Annotated in this window: 13 protein-coding genes; 6 read left to right on the forward strand and 7 right to left on the reverse strand. The window is 34.4% G+C overall.

The window, feature by feature from the left end; genetic code table 11:
• Positions 1–86 precede the first annotated feature (86 nt).
• Entirely contained in the window at positions 87–1,412 is a 1,326-nt protein-coding gene (locus tag phytr_RS01015; RefSeq protein ID WP_106874038.1) for a hypothetical protein, read from the forward strand.
• Here phytr_RS01015 and proS read toward each other — a convergent pair.
• From proS to phytr_RS01035, 4 genes are read right to left on the reverse strand one after another with little or no spacing between them, the layout of a single operon-like run.
• The gene (proS, locus tag phytr_RS01020; protein ID WP_106874039.1) at positions 1,398–2,669 is read right to left on the reverse strand and encodes a proline--tRNA ligase; all 1,272 of its coding nucleotides are present in this window, start codon (positions 2,667–2,669) and stop codon (positions 1,398–1,400) included. The genes phytr_RS01015 and proS overlap by 15 nt on opposite strands.
• A gap of 1 nt (position 2,670) precedes the next feature.
• Positions 2,671–3,264, reverse strand: a complete 594-nt coding sequence (gene folE, locus phytr_RS01025; RefSeq protein WP_106874040.1) for a GTP cyclohydrolase I — start codon at positions 3,262–3,264, stop codon at positions 2,671–2,673.
• The gene (ppa, locus tag phytr_RS01030; protein WP_106874041.1) at positions 3,254–3,766 is read right to left on the reverse strand and encodes an inorganic diphosphatase; all 513 of its coding nucleotides are present in this window, start codon (positions 3,764–3,766) and stop codon (positions 3,254–3,256) included. The genes folE and ppa overlap by 11 nt, the downstream gene beginning before the upstream one ends.
• Positions 3,763–4,311, reverse strand: a complete 549-nt coding sequence (locus phytr_RS01035) for a NifU family protein (protein WP_106874042.1) — start codon at positions 4,309–4,311, stop codon at positions 3,763–3,765. The genes ppa and phytr_RS01035 overlap by 4 nt, the downstream gene beginning before the upstream one ends.
• 64 nt (positions 4,312–4,375) lie before the next feature.
• Between phytr_RS01035 and phytr_RS01040 the strand changes: the two genes are divergently transcribed.
• From phytr_RS01040 to mutS, 4 genes are read left to right on the forward strand one after another with little or no spacing between them, the layout of a single operon-like run.
• On the forward strand, positions 4,376–5,263 hold the full coding sequence (locus tag phytr_RS01040) for a glycosyltransferase family 2 protein (protein ID WP_158706815.1): 888 nt from the start codon (positions 4,376–4,378) through the stop codon (positions 5,261–5,263).
• On the forward strand, positions 5,253–6,344 hold the full coding sequence (mnmA, locus tag phytr_RS01045; protein WP_410519433.1) for a tRNA 2-thiouridine(34) synthase MnmA: 1,092 nt from the start codon (positions 5,253–5,255) through the stop codon (positions 6,342–6,344). The genes phytr_RS01040 and mnmA overlap by 11 nt, the downstream gene beginning before the upstream one ends.
• Before the next feature lie 11 nt (positions 6,345–6,355).
• The gene (locus phytr_RS01050; protein ID WP_106874045.1) at positions 6,356–7,744 is read left to right on the forward strand and encodes an amino acid permease; all 1,389 of its coding nucleotides are present in this window, start codon (positions 6,356–6,358) and stop codon (positions 7,742–7,744) included.
• On the forward strand, positions 7,734–10,334 hold the full coding sequence (gene mutS, locus phytr_RS01055; protein ID WP_106874046.1) for a DNA mismatch repair protein MutS: 2,601 nt from the start codon (positions 7,734–7,736) through the stop codon (positions 10,332–10,334). The genes phytr_RS01050 and mutS overlap by 11 nt, the downstream gene beginning before the upstream one ends.
• 21 nt (positions 10,335–10,355) lie before the next feature.
• Here mutS and phytr_RS01060 read toward each other — a convergent pair whose 3' ends face one another.
• The 3 genes from phytr_RS01060 to phytr_RS01070 all read right to left on the reverse strand — a co-directional run bounded on the left by phytr_RS01060 (position 10,356) and on the right by phytr_RS01070 (position 15,241).
• Positions 10,356–12,698, reverse strand: a complete 2,343-nt coding sequence (locus phytr_RS01060; RefSeq protein WP_106874047.1) for an ankyrin repeat domain-containing protein — start codon at positions 12,696–12,698, stop codon at positions 10,356–10,358.
• Positions 12,699–12,933: 235 nt separating this feature from the next.
• Complete coding sequence (locus phytr_RS01065; protein WP_106874048.1) at positions 12,934–13,710, reverse strand: OmpW/AlkL family protein; 777 nt, start codon at positions 13,708–13,710, stop codon at positions 12,934–12,936.
• A gap of 79 nt (positions 13,711–13,789) precedes the next feature.
• Complete coding sequence (locus tag phytr_RS01070; protein ID WP_106874049.1) at positions 13,790–15,241, reverse strand: S1C family serine protease; 1,452 nt, start codon at positions 15,239–15,241, stop codon at positions 13,790–13,792.
• A gap of 72 nt (positions 15,242–15,313) precedes the next feature.
• Between phytr_RS01070 and dnaK the strand changes: the two genes are divergently transcribed.
• The gene (dnaK, locus tag phytr_RS01075; protein WP_106874050.1) at positions 15,314–17,191 is read left to right on the forward strand and encodes a molecular chaperone DnaK; all 1,878 of its coding nucleotides are present in this window, start codon (positions 15,314–15,316) and stop codon (positions 17,189–17,191) included.
• Positions 17,192–17,198: the final 7 nt, after the last annotated feature.

Below are 17,198 nucleotides of genomic sequence, written 5' to 3' on the forward strand. Positions count from 1 at the left end.
TAGAATTTTTATCATAAACTTGTCTACTAAAAAAATCAGTACATAATGTTCTTAGCAAAACTTTCAATTTCAATAAGTATAGCTTGATGATATACGATTACCTAATAACAAATAAATTTACTGCTAATTATGAACCCGATGTAATGCTGGCTATTTCAGAACTTATAAAATTGGTGGAGTTAAATGAAGTTTCAAAAAAAATTTTCAAATTAAAAGTCATAAATTTTGAACGAATGACTTTATTTATTACATCTTTATCAAAAAGTAAGATAAGAGAAACTTGTAAGACAGTATTTTTGAATCTAAAAAAAGACATACGAGAATCATTGCCTATTCATCCGGGATTTTGTTCGATATTTCTCATTCATTCTGATCAATGGTCTTTTTTAATAATAAAAAAAGAAGAAGGAGGGAGTTTAAGGGGTATATATAACAAACCAGATGGTGAAATTTTAGGATCACTCAAATATTCCCCTCTAGTAGGTCATAAATACTCTGTAAGATTAGATATGCCTAAAATTTTTGCCCAATTAGGTATTGATGTTAGGAACATAGGTTTAAAAGTTAGTGGCATCACTAACGCTGATTCCGGCGCGGTAGTAATTAGCCATTTAATAAGTTCTCTTTTTGATCCTGACAGGCTTTTATGTAATGAATTTTCTTCTGAAGATATCGTAAATTTACGTATAACACATGCTTTTGTTCCTTGTGTCATCGAAAGGTTAATATCTATAAATAAAACACAGGATACTCAAAACTTGTTTTTAAATTTTGTTAATTCTCAAATAAAAGGCTCAATTACTGAAGATTTACTACGTGATCTAAATGGAAAATTATCCTCTTTTGGATTTGCAAAGACTGTATTAAATATATTTAAAAATGCAACTTGCCATATCGATATGGCCAAGGATAAAGAATTTTATAGCAAAATAGATCAACTACTGATCATTATACATAACAAAATTAAACAAGATATAAAGGCCCAACAAAAAAAAGTATCATTACATACTAAACTCTATTTACAGAAAAATCTAAATAAACAAAAATCTGCAAAATATATAAAAAAAGAAATGACAACACAGATCAAAGATGCCTTTTCTGAGGATTATAATGTAGATGATTTATTAGAATACATTTGGTGTCAGGATACTTTAGGGTTTAAACTTTATGTTAAAGGATTAATGGAAATTACGGGAGAAAAAGTTGAAGAATGTAATCGTTGGGCAAGGGTGGAAATCATAAGTAGTTTGTGTAAACTGGCTTTTCCCTCAGATAGAAAGGTTCCTTTGCCAACAATATTTGAGATTGACGAAGAATCAGATTTTGGTCCTTGGGAACAAAAAGAAGTAGATATTAAGTTACCTAATCTACAACTTACAGGTGATGAAGACGTTAAACTAAGTGCTACTTAGTTTATTTATTATCTCCTCCAAACTTAAAGAGCTAACTTGGCCTGTGGTTCTATCTTTTAGCTCGAATTTACCAGATTGAATCATTTTTTCTGATATAATCACGTGCCATGGGATACCTATAAGATCATGAGTAGCGAACTTAGATCCCGCACTTTGATCCTTATCATCAAGAAGAGTTGCAAAACCTAATTTGTTTAGCTTATTGTAAAAATCAAACGCTATCCTAGTTGTCTCATATGAATTAGGATGAATATTGATTAGGCTAATATCAAAAGGAGTAACTTGTTTTGGCCAAATTATGCCTTGCGAGTCATGGCTTGCTTCAATTATAGCTCCAACTAATCTTGAAATGCCTATACCATAACATCCCATATGTACAGGTAGATTGTGACCTTCTTTATTAGTGACAAAAGCTTTCATTTTTTCAGCATATTTCTCAGCGCCTATGTAAAATACGTGTCCTACCTCTATCCCCTTTTTAGATCTCAAATATTCTTCTTCACAAGCTCCTTCCGTATGCTTTTCATCAGTAACGGCATATAGTTTTTTACGTTTTTGTAGATCTGTTTCTTCTTCTAAACGGGAATCGTAATAAATTGTACTTTCACCGGTATTTGCTAAGATATGGAATTCGTGGCTATAGTCACCTCCTATTGGTCCAGAGTCGGCTTTCACTGCGACAGCCTTTAAACCTAAATCATTAAATATTTTGTAGTAAGTATCGTACATTAGGTCATAGGTTTTAAGAGCGCTTTCTTTATCTAGATCGAAAGAGTAAGCATCCTTCATGTAGAACTCCCTTGCTCTCATAACGCCAAACCTAGGTCTAATTTCATCTCTAAATTTCCATTGAGTTTGGTATAAAATTTTCGGTAGATCCTTGTAGCTTTTTATGGCTTTGCGGAATATATCGGTTACCAATTCTTCTGCCGTAGGGGAGAATAGTAAATCATTATCGTGGCGATCTTTAATTCTAAGCAACTCTTTACCATATGCATCAAACCTCCCAGATTCATTCCATAAATCTGCTGGCTGAATACATGGCATCAAAAGCTCTAAGCAACCTACTTGATCAAGATTTTTTTTGATAATTTGATTTACTTTATCTAATACCTTAAGTCCTAATGGTAGCCATGTATATATGCCACTTGCTGCCTGGGTTACAAGGCCAGCTTTTAGCATTAATGAGTGAGAAATAATACTTGCTTCTTTTGGTTGCTCTTTAATAAGCGGTAAGAAAAATTTAGATAATAACATGCTATGCGTTTGCGTGAATGAAATTTGTCTGAATAGAATGATTATCCGCAAAAAGGCCAGTAAAGTGATAAGTATCAAGTTTTGAGCCTTTGCGTTTGACACCTCTAGAAATCATGCAATAATGCTCTGCTGAAATTTTTACAGCAACTCCTTTTGCTTTTAAACCTCTTGCTATATGTTCTGCAATTTCTGTAGTCATATCTTCTTGAATTTGCAGTCTTTTAGCAAAAACGTCTATGATTCTTGCTATCTTACTAATTCCCACTATTGCATCACCTGGAATATAACTTACGCTTACGGTTCCAACTATAGGAAGCATGTGGTGAGCGCATGTTGAGGTAAATTCTATGTCTTTCAGTAAGATGGGTTGATCATAATTATTTTTCTTATAAACCTTGGATTTTAAAATATCTGATGCAAGAAGTTTATATCCTCCATAAATCTCTTCAAAGCTATCTACAACCCTCCTTGGCGTATCTTTAAAGTGCTCATTTTCAAGGTCGACCCCTATGTATTCTAGCAGCGTGCTAACAGCTCTTAGGGCGTCGTCTCTTGATGGAAGGGGCTTTATAAGCTTAGATATCTTAGTTTTCATTTTTTGTATTTAGTATTAAATCCTTGGCTTGATTAGAGTTTAGCCAACCCGTTACTTTAACCCACTTACCTTCCTCTAAATCTTTATAATGCTCAAAAAAGTGTTTTATTTTTTTCTTTTGAATTTCTGGTAAATCACTTATATCCTTAATGTTTGAATATAAAGGATCGAGTTTAACTGTAGGCAATACTATAATCTTCTCATCCATACCAGATTCATCCTCCATCTCTAAAGCTCCAATTACTCGAGCTTTGATGAGACATCCTGGCAAGAGAGGAGCTTGTGCGATTAATAATACATCTAAAGGATCTCCATCTGCACCAAGTGTGCCAGGAATATAACCGTAATTACAAGGATAGCGCATGGCTACGTTCATAAAACGGTCTACTTCAATTACGCCTGCTTTTTTATTGAACTCATACTTTACCCCTTCTGAATTCATTGGTATTTCTATAATAACGTTTATTTCATCTGGCAAATTGCCGCTACTGATATTGTTCATACTGCTTCAACTTCTTTTACTTCTGGTATATAATATTTAAGCATCGACTCGATGCCATTTTTTAAGGTTATGGTGGAACTAGGACATCCACTACACGCTCCTTTTAATTCTAATTTTACAACTCCATCTTCAAAACTGTTATAGATTATATCTCCTCCATCTTGAGCAACAGCTGGACGAACTTTTGTTTCTATAATCTCAATAATTTGTTTTTCGATTTCACTTAGAGGCACATTAGAAATCTTTTTCTCTTCTGCCTTAATGCTATCATAAGGCTCAAGGCCAGAGACGAAATGATCCATCATGATCATGATCACTTCGGATTTTAATATTGCCCAATTAATTTCATCATTCTTGCTTACAGTGACAAAATCATGCCCGAAAAATACGCCTTCAACTCCTTTAATAGACAAAATTTTGCGTGCTAAAAAGCTATTTTTTGCATCCTTTTTGCTAGTAAAGTATTCTGGTTTATCAGCTATACTTCTACTAGGGAGGAACTTTACAGCATTTGGATTTGGTGTGTCTTGGGTTTGAATAAACATTTACAATATTGCAATGATCATGTTATAATTATGGTTGTTACCTAAAATTTAACTAATTTTTATTTTGATAGTTGTATATATTATAACACTTTACAATAAGGAACGCTATATTGCTGGTGTTATTAATTCTTTAAGGAAGATTAGAGGAGATTTCGAGAAGCGCTATGTTATTGTTAACGATGGCTCAAGTGATGGGTCCTTAGAGATTGCCCAAAAAGCTTTAAGAGGTTTAGAAAATGTCACTTTAGTTGATCAAGAAAATCAAGGGCCTAGTAAAGCTACCAATACAGCTATCAAAGAAGCTTTAAGACAAAAAGCTGATTATGTGCAATTTGTTGATGGAGATGATATTGTAGCGCCTGACTGTACCACTAAATTAGTTGAAGCTGCAAAAGTGTTTGGGTGCGATGTGGCTTTTTGTATAAAGGGAAGCTATGATGGAGATAAGATAAATTCACATTCTCTAGATCCGAATATAAATTTTATAACAGAGCCTCTTTCTCATTTGCTGACAAAAAAAAGCAGAGGCATAAGAGGGATAGGATCTTCTGGATCTTTAGTTTCCAAGGCCTTGTTGAAAAAAGTAAAAGGTTCTGATGAAGGTGTGTTTGTACAAGATTTTTCTTTGTCTTTAAGGTGTGCAAAATATAGTAGTTTTGTGCGAGTGAATGAGACACTTGTTTTTGCTCCTGATGTGATGGATAAATCTCGCCTTTCTTATAATAAAAAGTTTGAATATATGCAAAGTTTGATCGCTTTAAGGAATTTTTTACGAGATAATAGAGTTTTAGGGAAAGATTATCTAGATGATTTTTATAAAACTTTTTGGTCTCTTCGCTGGAAAATGAAGAAAAATTTTTCTAATCTTATAGGATACGTAAAATCTAAAATTATTAAGCCTAATATTACATTAGATAAGCTAATAGAATTATACAATGCTCATACCGAATAAAAGTCCCAGCGACACAACTGTAGTAGTTGCAATGTCTGGAGGGGTAGATAGTTCAACCGTAGCAGCAATGCTTCATCATGAAGGTTTTAAGGTCATAGGAATCACTTTACAGCTTTATGATCATGGTATGGTTTTAGCTAAGAAAGGAGCATGTTGCGCTGGACAAGATATTTATGATGCAAAAATGGTTGCTGATAAGCTAGGCATTCCTCATTACGTCTTAAACTACGAAAGTAAGTTTAAAGAGGCGGTTATTGATGATTTTGTTGATAGCTACTTACAGGGCTACACTCCTTTGCCATGCGTGCGATGCAATCAAAGCGTAAAATTTAAAGACCTATTAGAATTTGCTAAAGAGCTTGGCGCAGACTGCCTTGCAACTGGACATTATGTAAAAAAAGTGTTTAACAAGAACATGCCAGAAATGCATAGAGGGCTTGATTTAGATAAGGATCAGAGCTACTTTCTTTTTGCAACTACGAAAAAACAGTTGGATTTTACGTATTTTCCTTTAGGAGATTTAACCAAAACTCAAACTCGCAAACTAGCAAATGATTTTGGTTTAATTACTGCCGATAAAGAGGATAGTCAAGATATATGTTTTGTGCCGGACGGAAAATATGCAAATCTCATATCTAAACTAAAACCTAACTCAAATACAAAAGGTAAAATTTTGCATGTGGAAGGTTACGAATTGGGAGAACATGAAGGCATAATAAATTATACTATTGGCCAACGCAAAGGATTAAAAATTGCTGTTGGAAAACCTTTGTATGTGGTAAAAATTGATTCTGATCAAAATATTGTATATGTTGGAGATCAGGAGCATTTAGAAAAAACTACATTTACTATTTCTGATGTGAATTGGCTAGATGAAAAACCTCTTACAAATGAGGAAAAAGAATTTACTGTAAAAATTCGCTCCACTCATCAAGGATCTTATGCTAGAATATCAAATTTGGGTGGTAGCAGGATGGAAGTTTGTTTGCTTACGCCTGAAAAATCGATTACTCCTGGACAAGCGTGCGTAATTTATGATAAATCAAGAGTTTTAGGAGGGGGGTGGATTGAGAAATTTTAATTTATGATGTTATGATAAGAGCCTTTTATAAAAAGAATATAGATTCTATTAGAGAAAGTAGTGCAAGTAGTGGTCTTGCAAAAAACCTTGGTCCTATGGACTTAATTATGATCGGCCTTGGATCTATCATTGGAGTTGGCGCGTTTGTTACAACCGGACAGGTAGCTGCGGAATTTGCAGGACCCGCTGTTACTCTTTCTTATGCAATCGGTGGTCTTGTATGTATTTTTGTTGCACTTGCTTACGCCGAACTTGCTGTAATGATACCTACTTCTGGAAGCGTTTATACATATAGTTATGTTGCCTATGGAGAGCTTTTTGCTTGGATCATGGGTGGTGTTATGTTTTTAGAGATGGGGTTAGGTGCTGCCTCTGTTGCTGCTGGTTGGTCTGCTTATGTTCAGGGGTTAATGGTTAAAACCGGTATTGTGCTACCTGATATAATAGGAAAAGTTCCTTCTGCAGGAGGTTTTTGCGATCTACTTGCTATAATGATGGCTGGATTTGCTGGATTTGTTGTTTATTTAGGAACTAAAGATAGCAAAAGATTAAATACTATTTTAGTGATTATAAAATTTATTGCTATAACTGCTTTTGTGATTGCGGCTAGCCCTCATTTTGAATCAAAAAATTGGTCTGATTTTATGCCTTTTGGCTTTCATGGAGTTCTGGGAGGGGCGTCAATATCATTTTTTTCATTTTGTGGATTTGGAGTTATCGCAACAGCTGCAGAGGAGTGCAGAAATCCCAAAAGAGATGTTACTATAGGTATCGTGGGAGCCTTAGTTTTATCTACGCTTGTTTATGTTGTATTAGGTGGTCTTGTCACTGGTCTTGTGCCATATACTGAATTAAATAATGCGCAGCCTCTTGCATATGCATTGAATGTAAAAGGTAGCCAAATTGGTTCTATAATAGTTGCAATTGGAGCAATATGTGGTATGACAACCGTACTTATGATGCAGCTTTATGGTCTTTCTAGGATCGTGTATGTTATCTCTCGTGATGGTATTTTGCCACAAGCCTTTAGTCAAATACACCAAAAATATGGTAGCCCGCATAAAACTATCATAATGCTCACGGTACTAATAGCATTGATAGGAGGTTTTGTACCTTTTGATACTATTATCAGGTTATCAAGTATGGCAAGTCTTATGGATTATGCTTGCGTTACATCTATCGTACTTTACTTACGCTTTAAAATGCCCGAAATGCCAAGACATTTTCAATGTCCTGCAGTATTTATCATTGCGCCTATTGCACTTGTGGCATGTATTTATTTATTATTTATACAGATCATAGATAAAAATGGTCAATTGATGTTGACTGGTAAAATTTTGATCTCATGGTTTGCTGTAATGATACCTTTATACTTTTTAAAGCCTAAAAATGACATTTGAAGAATTTAAAGAAAAATATAACTATGAATCTGCCACATCCATCATCAAGCAATATTTAGATATTAAATACCAAAACCTTGACTGCATCATTTTATTTCGTTTAGGAGATTTTTATGAGCTATTTTTTGAAGATGCAGTCATAATAAGCAAACTTTTAGGCTTAACACTTACAAAACGCAGCAATAAGGAAGATAATGTGCCAATGTGCGGTGTGCCTTATCATGCTCTTGCTAACTACTTACCTAAGATTGTTGAAGAAGGATTTAAGGTTGCTATTTGTGATCAAATTGAAACTCCGGAGGAAGCTAAAAAAAGAGGTGGTACAAAAGCCGTTATAAAACGTGATGTAGTACGGATTGCGACTAGTGGTACTATGTTCGAAGATGGAGTGGTTGAAAATGCTCCAAACTACTTAATGTCTTTAGTATGTAATCAGGAAACTGCCGCAATCGCTTATGTCGATATTACTACCTTAGAATTTAAAACTACTTGTGTGCCTATTAATTGTCTTTTGGCAGAGGTAACAAGAATAGATCCTAAAGAAATATTAGTACCGCAAAGTGTAAGGCCTCTGTTGCATCAAATACTTACGCCTTATAAATCTAAATTAGTCTCTCAGGTAGATAGTTATTTTGCCGTCTCTAAATGCACTAGATCTATTTTAGAATACTATAACATAGCGAATATCTCATCTTTAGGACAATTAAGGGATTTATCCGTTGTAAGCATAGGATCCGTGTTGCAATATTTATCTCTAACTCAAAAGAGTAATCTGCCACAACTGGGATTTCCTAAAATTTTGAATAACTCAAAATTTATGCTAATTGATGCTGTTACAAGAAGTGGCTTAGAGATTTCTCGTAATAATAAAGGAATGGTTAAAGGAAGCCTTTTTGATGCCCTAAATTCTACGATTACTAAATCTGGTGCAAGACTTTTTTATTCCATGCTTGCAAGTCCTTTAACTGATATTGAAGAAATTAAGTTTAGGCATGATCTGATTGAATTCTTTAAAGATAATTTAAATCTGTGCAACCAGATAAGAAGTATTTTAAATCAATTGGGAGATCCTGAAAGATCGATAAGTCGTATCAATATGCACAGAGCATCTCCAGCTGATTTACTTGATCTAAAAAATGCTATTGTTATTACAAACAAAATTAAAGAGTTTTTTACAAGCGAGCTAGGACTGATTATGCCTGATTTGCTCGAAAAGGCTTTTTATGGTCTTCAGGGTCATGATGAAATCTATAATTTAATTCATGAGGCCATTATAGAAACCGATCTAGCAGAGGAAGTAACTTATATCAAGCACTCTTATCATCAAAAAATACAAGAGTTATGCGATTTGATTAAAGATTCGCATAAAATTGTAGGTCAGTTAAGACTTAAATATGTAAGTAGTACAGGTATTGAAAATTTAAAAATTAGTCAAAACAACGTGCTTGGGATGTTCGTGGAAGTATCTTCTCGCAATATCTCCAAACTAGATGATACTTTTATTCATCGCCAAACAACAGTCAATGGAGCTAGATTTACTACTAGCGAGCTTCAAAATCTTGAGAAAGATATCATTAACGCACAAGGTCTTTTGAGAGGGCTTGAAAAAGAGATTTTTACAGAAATATGCCATAGCATTATGCAAGAGTTTATCTCTTTAAATAGCATGGCAACCTCTTTGAACTTTTTGGATGTTATCACAAGCGCAGCACTTTTTGCGCATGAGAAAAATTACTGTAAACCCGAGATGCTAGAGGATAATACTTTTATTATTAAAGATGGGCGCCATCCTGTTGTTGAAGATTATTTAAAGTCTGATCAAACCAGTTTTATAGCAAATGATTCCGATCTATCGGATGGGCATAATATTTGGCTTTTAACAGGGCCTAATATGTCAGGCAAAAGTACATTTTTGAGGCAAAACGCGGTTATTGCTATTATTGCTCAAGCTGGTTTTTTTGTTCCTGCATCTTATGCGAAAATTGGCATAATTGATAAAGTATTTAGTCGAATTGGCGCTAGTGATGATTTGGCAAAGGGGCAGTCTACGTTTATGGTCGAAATGACTGAGACTGCTGCAATACTTGCTCAAGCTACTTCCAAATCTTTGATCATTATAGATGAATTAGGGAGGGGTACATCTACTTATGATGGAGTCTCAATTGCACTGAGCTGCCTAGAGTATATTCATGATGCAATAAAGTGTAGATCATTGTTTGCAACTCATTATCATGAGCTTGCTAGCTTTTCTAGTAATTGGCCTAATATTCGCAATTATCATGTGAGCGCAAAAGAAGTAGCGGGTTCATTATTGTTCCTACATAAAATTAAAGAAGGACCATCAGATAGGTCTTATGGTATCAAGATCGCTAAGCTCGCTGGCATTCCTATAAGCGTTATTAGACGGGCAGAACAAATCTTTAATTCGCTGCAGCAAGATGTGAAGTTAACAGTTCCTGCTGATGAAATAAATTACGAAGATGATAATTATCAGAAAATTAAAGATTACATCTGCAAGTTAGATGCAAATCAAATTACGCCACGAAATGCGTTAGATGAAATTTTCAAACTGCAAGAGCTAATAAAATAATACATATTTTTTAAGGAAAATTTATATGTTATTATCATCACCTAACTTGTCCGCGCTATATTCGTTTACATCTTCTTGTATTTCTTGAGAATAGTCTAATAGAAGAGAATCCAACCTTGTTTCAAGTTCATGAATTCTTAATTTCATATTTAATGTTGCGTTCGAGGATGTCCCGGCAGTTTTTGGTCTTTGTGAAGTTTGAGAGTTGGAAGTATTTAAAGTATTGGAAGAGTCTAATGTATTATCTAGAAAATTTTCAAGATGCTCGGTTAGATGTGTGTCTATTTTTTTTGATTTTGTATTGAGAGTTGTTCTAGAGAATATTGGGCTAGTTTTTGGCCTTGGTGTACCTGAAGGGCTCCATGTACTTGCAAAATTTAATCCATCACTTGAAACATCTTCAAGCCTTTCGGCTAGATAAGAATCCATGATTTTTAATTTAGCATTTGGGCTTGCTTTAGAGAATGTTGGACTTGTTTTTCTTCTTTGCGGACTTGAGGGATTTGATGTGCGTGAAGAGTCCAATGCATCATTGGAAAAATTATCGAGATGTTCAATCAAATAAGAATCTATTAACTTCACTTTCGAATTTGGGCTCGTTTTAGGGGATGTTAGACTTATTTTTTTTCTTTGCGGACTTGGAGGTCTTGGGGTGTGTGAAGAGTCTAGTGCATCATTCGAAAGATCTGGAAAGTGTTCATTTAGATAAGAATCTTGCGCTTGTGATTTTGCATTTGGGCTTGTTTTAGAATGTGTTGGGCTTATTTTTTTTCTTTGTGGACTTGGAGGTTTTGGAGTATTTGAAAGGTCCAATGTATCATTTGGAAGATCCACAAAATACTCAGTTAAAAAAGGATCAATTACTTTGAGTTTTACTTTAGGACTTGTTCCTGAAGACTCGCTTTTAAATTCTAATGAGGTATCTTTTTGATTTAATGATGAAAAGTTCGATTTTTTAGGTGTGTATGAAGCATCATTAGTTTTTGTGGATGAAGATAGCTCTTGGTTTGTAATATTATCGGTTTTAATTGGTTCAAGATGTTTCTTGCAGAGCGATTTAGAGGGAGATCTGGGTGATGACTTGGTGGAAGTTTGAGGAGAAGACTCATAGTGAGGGCTTGAGTGTTTTACTACTGGTAAAGTTGATGATGGTATTTCTAGTGCTGAAGGTTTTTGTAAAGATTTTTTGGATGAGGTTTTTTTAATTGGCGAAACATGATCTTGAACTTCTGGTAAAATTTCTATTTTACGTTTAATATGATTGGTTGCTAAATGTTTTGTATTGCAAGTATTTAGAATATTATTGGTTACATTTAACAATCTATCCAAAGATTCGCATATTGTGGGCTCTCTCTTAATAAAGATTTCCTTTAATCTTTCCCACTCTGAAGCTTGGTATGTTAATTGATTTACTAATTCTTGAAAATGTGATTCACTACTAAATTCTATCTCATCTAATTTAAGTAAAAGGGAACTCTTATATTCTTGGATTTGATTAATCATTACAGAGGTAAAATCTTTGAAACTTGATTCGTCCTGTCCGCTGATATAAAAGAGAGATAAAATTTTAAGACCTATAAACACCCTTTGATTCATATCAGTAACACATGAAAGAAGCTTTTCAAAGTTGTCAAGAAAGTAATCGCGTACTTTGCTTTCTTTGAGATTGATCAAAGTGTTCATTTGACACAATATCGATACTATTTCTAGATGATCTCCGGTTTTACTTATAGCGAAAGTTAAAGGGCTATGAAAATAATGATCCAATATGTTGGGATCAGGATTTTTTTGAGCTAAAAGTTGGGCAATTTGAAAGTTATTGTATTTAACTGCATAATGCAAAGGGCTCATCCCTGAATGATCTGTTGCATTAACGTTAGCTTGGTAGTTTAGTAATAATTCTACTAAGCGTGCGTCGTTTTTTGATATTGCCCAGTGTAGGGGAGTAATGAGATAGCGTCCATGACAATTAGCACGTGCTCCATGACTTAATAAGATAGATGCTACTTGATAATATCCTTCCTTAACTGACTTATACAAAGGTGTCTCATCATGTCCATCTACTGTATTAACTCGTGCTCCATGTCCAATTAATAAAATAGTTAAATCTTCATCTCCATTTGCTGCTGCTATATGCAAAGCAGTTTGCGAATTCAAAGAATCTCGATCTAAGACGTTAGCTCCTTTGTTGAGCAAAATTTTTGTTATTGAGTAATTGGATCTCTTAACGGCATATATCAGAGCAGTTTCATTGTCTTCATTTTTATCATCAATGAGAAATGGTCGGTGATCGAGTATAATATCCACCTCTTGTTCATCGTCATTAGTTATAGCAGAAAATAAATTGAATGATGATCCATCCATAAAGTTGCACCTGTTTAATATACTTGTAATATTACAACCAAATTACTTTAAGGATATGTCAACTCATTTATTGGGTTAATATATTTGGAAAAGATGGTTAATATAGCACATCCTTTTTTTGTGAGTTTTTTGGGAAGGATATGGTTATTATAAAGTGATAATAATCCTGGAAATAAGAGACTTTTAGTCTACTTTTTCAAGATTAAAATGCAAGAAGGTTGTACTTTGAAAATTACTAAAATTTGTAAGTTATGCCTAAAGAAATAAACGTAGGATCCAATTTTACTTTTACTGGCACATCATTTGTAGTTTCTAGATAAGAAGACTTATAGAATACCTTTGCACGTAAGAATTGTTTTTTAATTTCAAAAGTAATAGCTGTATTATCTTGAGCCCATAAATCAAGACCAACTTGAGCTATAGGTCCCAAGGATAAAGGCTTAACTTTCAAGGATTTATTATGCGTGAAAAAATATGAAGTTCCATAACCTAGACCTACATAAGGAGTAATGCCTCCAAAGGGAGCAATATAATATTGAAAAATTACTTGAAATGGTACGGAGTATATGTTGATATTTTTATGATAATTTAGACTACCGTAATATGATCCTACGTTATTAAGTGCTTCTTGTTTTGTGCGATAAGCGTGAAAACCTAAGCCTATTTCTGAGGCAAAATATTCTGAGAAAAAGACAGAGCTTGATAATTCGCCACCAAAGCCATTAGCAACTAGATCGTGGTCGATGCTATTTAAAGATGTGCCGTTTATAGGGCTTGGATCTGGTAATCCGCTATCTTTACTTTTGGATCTTATGCCAGTTAATTTCATTTTAAAGAATATCTTATTCCCAAGCAGACTACCCTCTAAATGAGAAGAATCATATGAGTCGTAGTAATCTACATATTTAGGTGCCGATAAGGCAAAAGAACTTAATAAGCAAATCGGAAGACAAAGAAGGAACTTTTTAAATGGCAGCATAAAGTTTTGTATATTAAAAATTATTCCTGCCATTATCACTTACCTTGTGCCTAAATATTAGATTCTCTGTCTCAATAAATAAAAAATTATCTATTTCGCTACAAATTTACAACTACTGTGGTTGTTTACATGGATTTTCGTTTAACTCCCACTCCATAATCTTTTTATTAAAGGTATATAGTTTTGGTAAAGTTTCTGTATTACTCAATACGATGTCGGCGATTCCAAGATCACGTCTTGAAGTGATCGTGCCATTGTACATAGTAATAAAAGGATTAAAGTTTTCAAAATCCATGGTTATAAATTTAGCGCCATTTAAACTGCATATTGCTTTAACTGCGCTGTCAATATCTTTCACTGGAGTTGAGCCAATTTTATTAATCTTTAGTCTAAAGTCTTGTCTCTCATGACTATAAGGAAGCAGATCTCTAACGCTAAGACCGCTACCTGGTGCTATGTAAGCTATTCCCAATGATTTAATGGGTATACCTGAAGCATAGCTACTAAGGTCATTAGTTTCGAAAAGCACCGCTCCTCCAAACTCTAGCATTTTAGATATTTTGTTGTCCTCTAAATTATATAGATCAAGAGTGACTGGAATTTTTTGACCATTACGGTAGATAGTTAAATCTATAGTGTTGCTTGTTACACTATCCATTAGATGATCAAATTCATATAAGCTAGGACCAACTCGTTTACCGGCTACTTCCCATATTATGTCGCCATTTTGCAATTTATCTGAAGCTTTAGAGCCTGGTATAAATGCTTTGATTGCTAATACATTGTTTCTGCTATCCGGAAAATCTTTCAGATAAGCAATCATTAAGCTTTCTGGGAAATTTTTATGTTTCACAACTTTGTCTAATGAGTACATCTTTGTGATAACACCTATGTGTCTTCTTTGAGGTGTTACGCCGGATTCATAACTTTTTAAAGCGTTCGATATATATGATCCATGAAGAGCTAAGGCGTATGTTTTTGATCCTCCATATGTTATGGCAACAGCATCGCCATCGTCGTTTAACACAGGAGATCCACTTGCGCCACCTGCAATATTTAGATTAACTACAAAAGTGTGTTGTGCAATATCTCCACTAATTTCAAATGGATTTGATATATAACCATCATGAAATGAGAAAGATTGACCTTCTGTATTGCCTACGATAAATACATGTTGTCCTTCAAAAGCCTGTTTGGTGCTAAAATTTATTTCCTGCACATCGTCAGGAATATCTTTGGGATTTACTTGCAAGAAAGAAAAATCAAGCCACAGATCATAATATCCTAGTTTTGCTTGAGCTAGTCTACCATTGTGGAATTTGATAGAGTAATTTGCGATAGAATTTGAAGCTTTTGTTACATGCTCGTTTGTGATTATTATCCCCTTAGCTTTATTAGCTATAAAACCTGTACCGGACCAGCTACCTTTGCTTCCGTATGCTGCTACTGCAGCTCTTCCTTCTATGGTTACGGTAGATTTGCGAGCTTTGTCTAGAACGTTGTCCTTAATATCAGCAAATGTGCTAGAAAAAATAAAAAACAAACAAAAAACAAATTTTTTCATATGACCTTCTTGTAAAAGTTAATATGTTCACTATATCAAAGCTATTAGATAATTCAAAAAGTAAATTATATTATGTCAAAAATTATTGGTATAGATTTAGGCACAACTAACTCTTGTGTCGCGATTATGGATGCTAAGGAGCCAAAAGTAATAGCAAACTTGGAAGGTAGTAGAACAACTCCATCAATGGTTGCATTCGTTGATTCAAATGTATTAGTTGGTGATAGTGCAAAGCGTCAGGCAATTACTAATCCACAAAAAACTTTATTTGCTATAAAAAGGCTTATTGGTAGGAGATTTGATGATCCATTAACCAAAAAGGATCAAGAGTTGGTGCCATATAAAATTGTTAAAGCAGACAATGGTGATGCATGGGTTGAAATTGATGGCAAAAAATATTCTCCAAGTCAAGTCAGTGCTTTTATCCTGCAAAAAATGAAAGAAGCTGCTGAAAATTTCTTAGGTGAAAAAGTAACCAAAGCTGTTATTACAGTTCCTGCATATTTTAATGATGCCCAGAGACAAGCTACAAAAGATGCTGGTCATATTGCTGGTTTAGAAGTTGAAAGGATTATTAATGAGCCAACCGCTGCGGCTCTTGCTTATGGATTTGATAAGGCTAAATCTCAAACTATTGCTGTGTATGACTTAGGTGGTGGTACGTTTGATATCTCTATTTTAGAGATAAGTGATGGTGGAGTGTTTGAAGTAAAATCTACAAACGGTAATACATTCTTGGGGGGTGAAGACTTCGACATGAGAATTCAAGATTACCTAATTGATGAATTTAAAAAACAGAGTGGTATTAATTTAAAAAATGACCCACTTGCTTTGCAAAGATTAAAAGAGGCAGCTGAGAAAGCTAAAAAAGAGTTATCTTCAACTCAAGAAACTGATATTAACTTACCATATATTACTGCCGACCAAACAGGTCCTAAGCATTTAAATATCAAGTTTACTAGAGCAAAGCTTGAGAGTTTGGTTATGGATTTAATTGACAAGACTATAGAGCCTTGCGGACTTGCACTGAAAGATGCTGGTCTTACTGCAAAAGATGTGAACGAGGTAGTGCTTGTTGGTGGTATGACAAGGATGCCTAAGGTTGTCCAAAAGGTAAAAGAATTTTTTGGTAAAGAGCCAAATAAAAGTGTAAACCCAGATGAAGTTGTTGCGCTTGGTGCTGCTGTACAAGGGGGTGTGTTGCAAGGAGATGTAAAAGACTTGCTTCTACTTGACGTAACGCCTCTTTCCTTGGGTATAGAAGTGATGGGTGGTATTTTCTCAAAGCTAATTGAGCGTAACACTACTATACCGATTAAGAAAAGTCAGGTTTTCTCAACTGCTAGTGATAATCAGCCAGCTGTAACTATTAGGGTATTCCAGGGTGAGCGTGAGTTTGCCGCGGAAAATAAACTGCTTGGTGAATTTAATTTAGAAGGCATTCCACCGGCTCCAAGGGGAGTACCTCAAATTGAAGTAACATTTGATATTGATGCTAACGGTATTGTTCACGTATCTGCAAAAGATAAGGCTACAGGTAAAGAAAATAAGGTTACAATTCAATCTTCAAGTGGACTTGAAAAAGATGAAATTGAAAGAATGGTTCGTGAAGCTAAGGAATTTGAAGTCCAAGATAAAGAGCGTAAAGAGCTTGTTGAGCTCAAAAATAGAGCTGATACGTTAATTTATTCAACAGAAAGCTCCATAAAAGAATACGGTGATAAGATAGAAGAATCCCAAAAAACTGAGATTCAAAGCGCTATATCTGCTTTGCAAGAGTATTTAAAAGGTGAGGACAAAGAAGTTATTAGTAGTAATATTGATAAACTTCAATCTCTTGCTATGGCAATAGGGCAAGCTATGTATAAACAAAATGCTGATGCGAACCCTCAAGATAGCGGAAATCAAGAAGAGGGGCCTAAAGACGAAAAAGTGGTTGATATTAACTAAATAGGGT

Origin of the sequence: Candidatus Phycorickettsia trachydisci (assembly GCF_003015145.1) — a bacterium.
GTDB classification, from domain to species: Bacteria; Pseudomonadota; Alphaproteobacteria; order Rickettsiales; family Rickettsiaceae; genus Phycorickettsia; species Phycorickettsia trachydisci.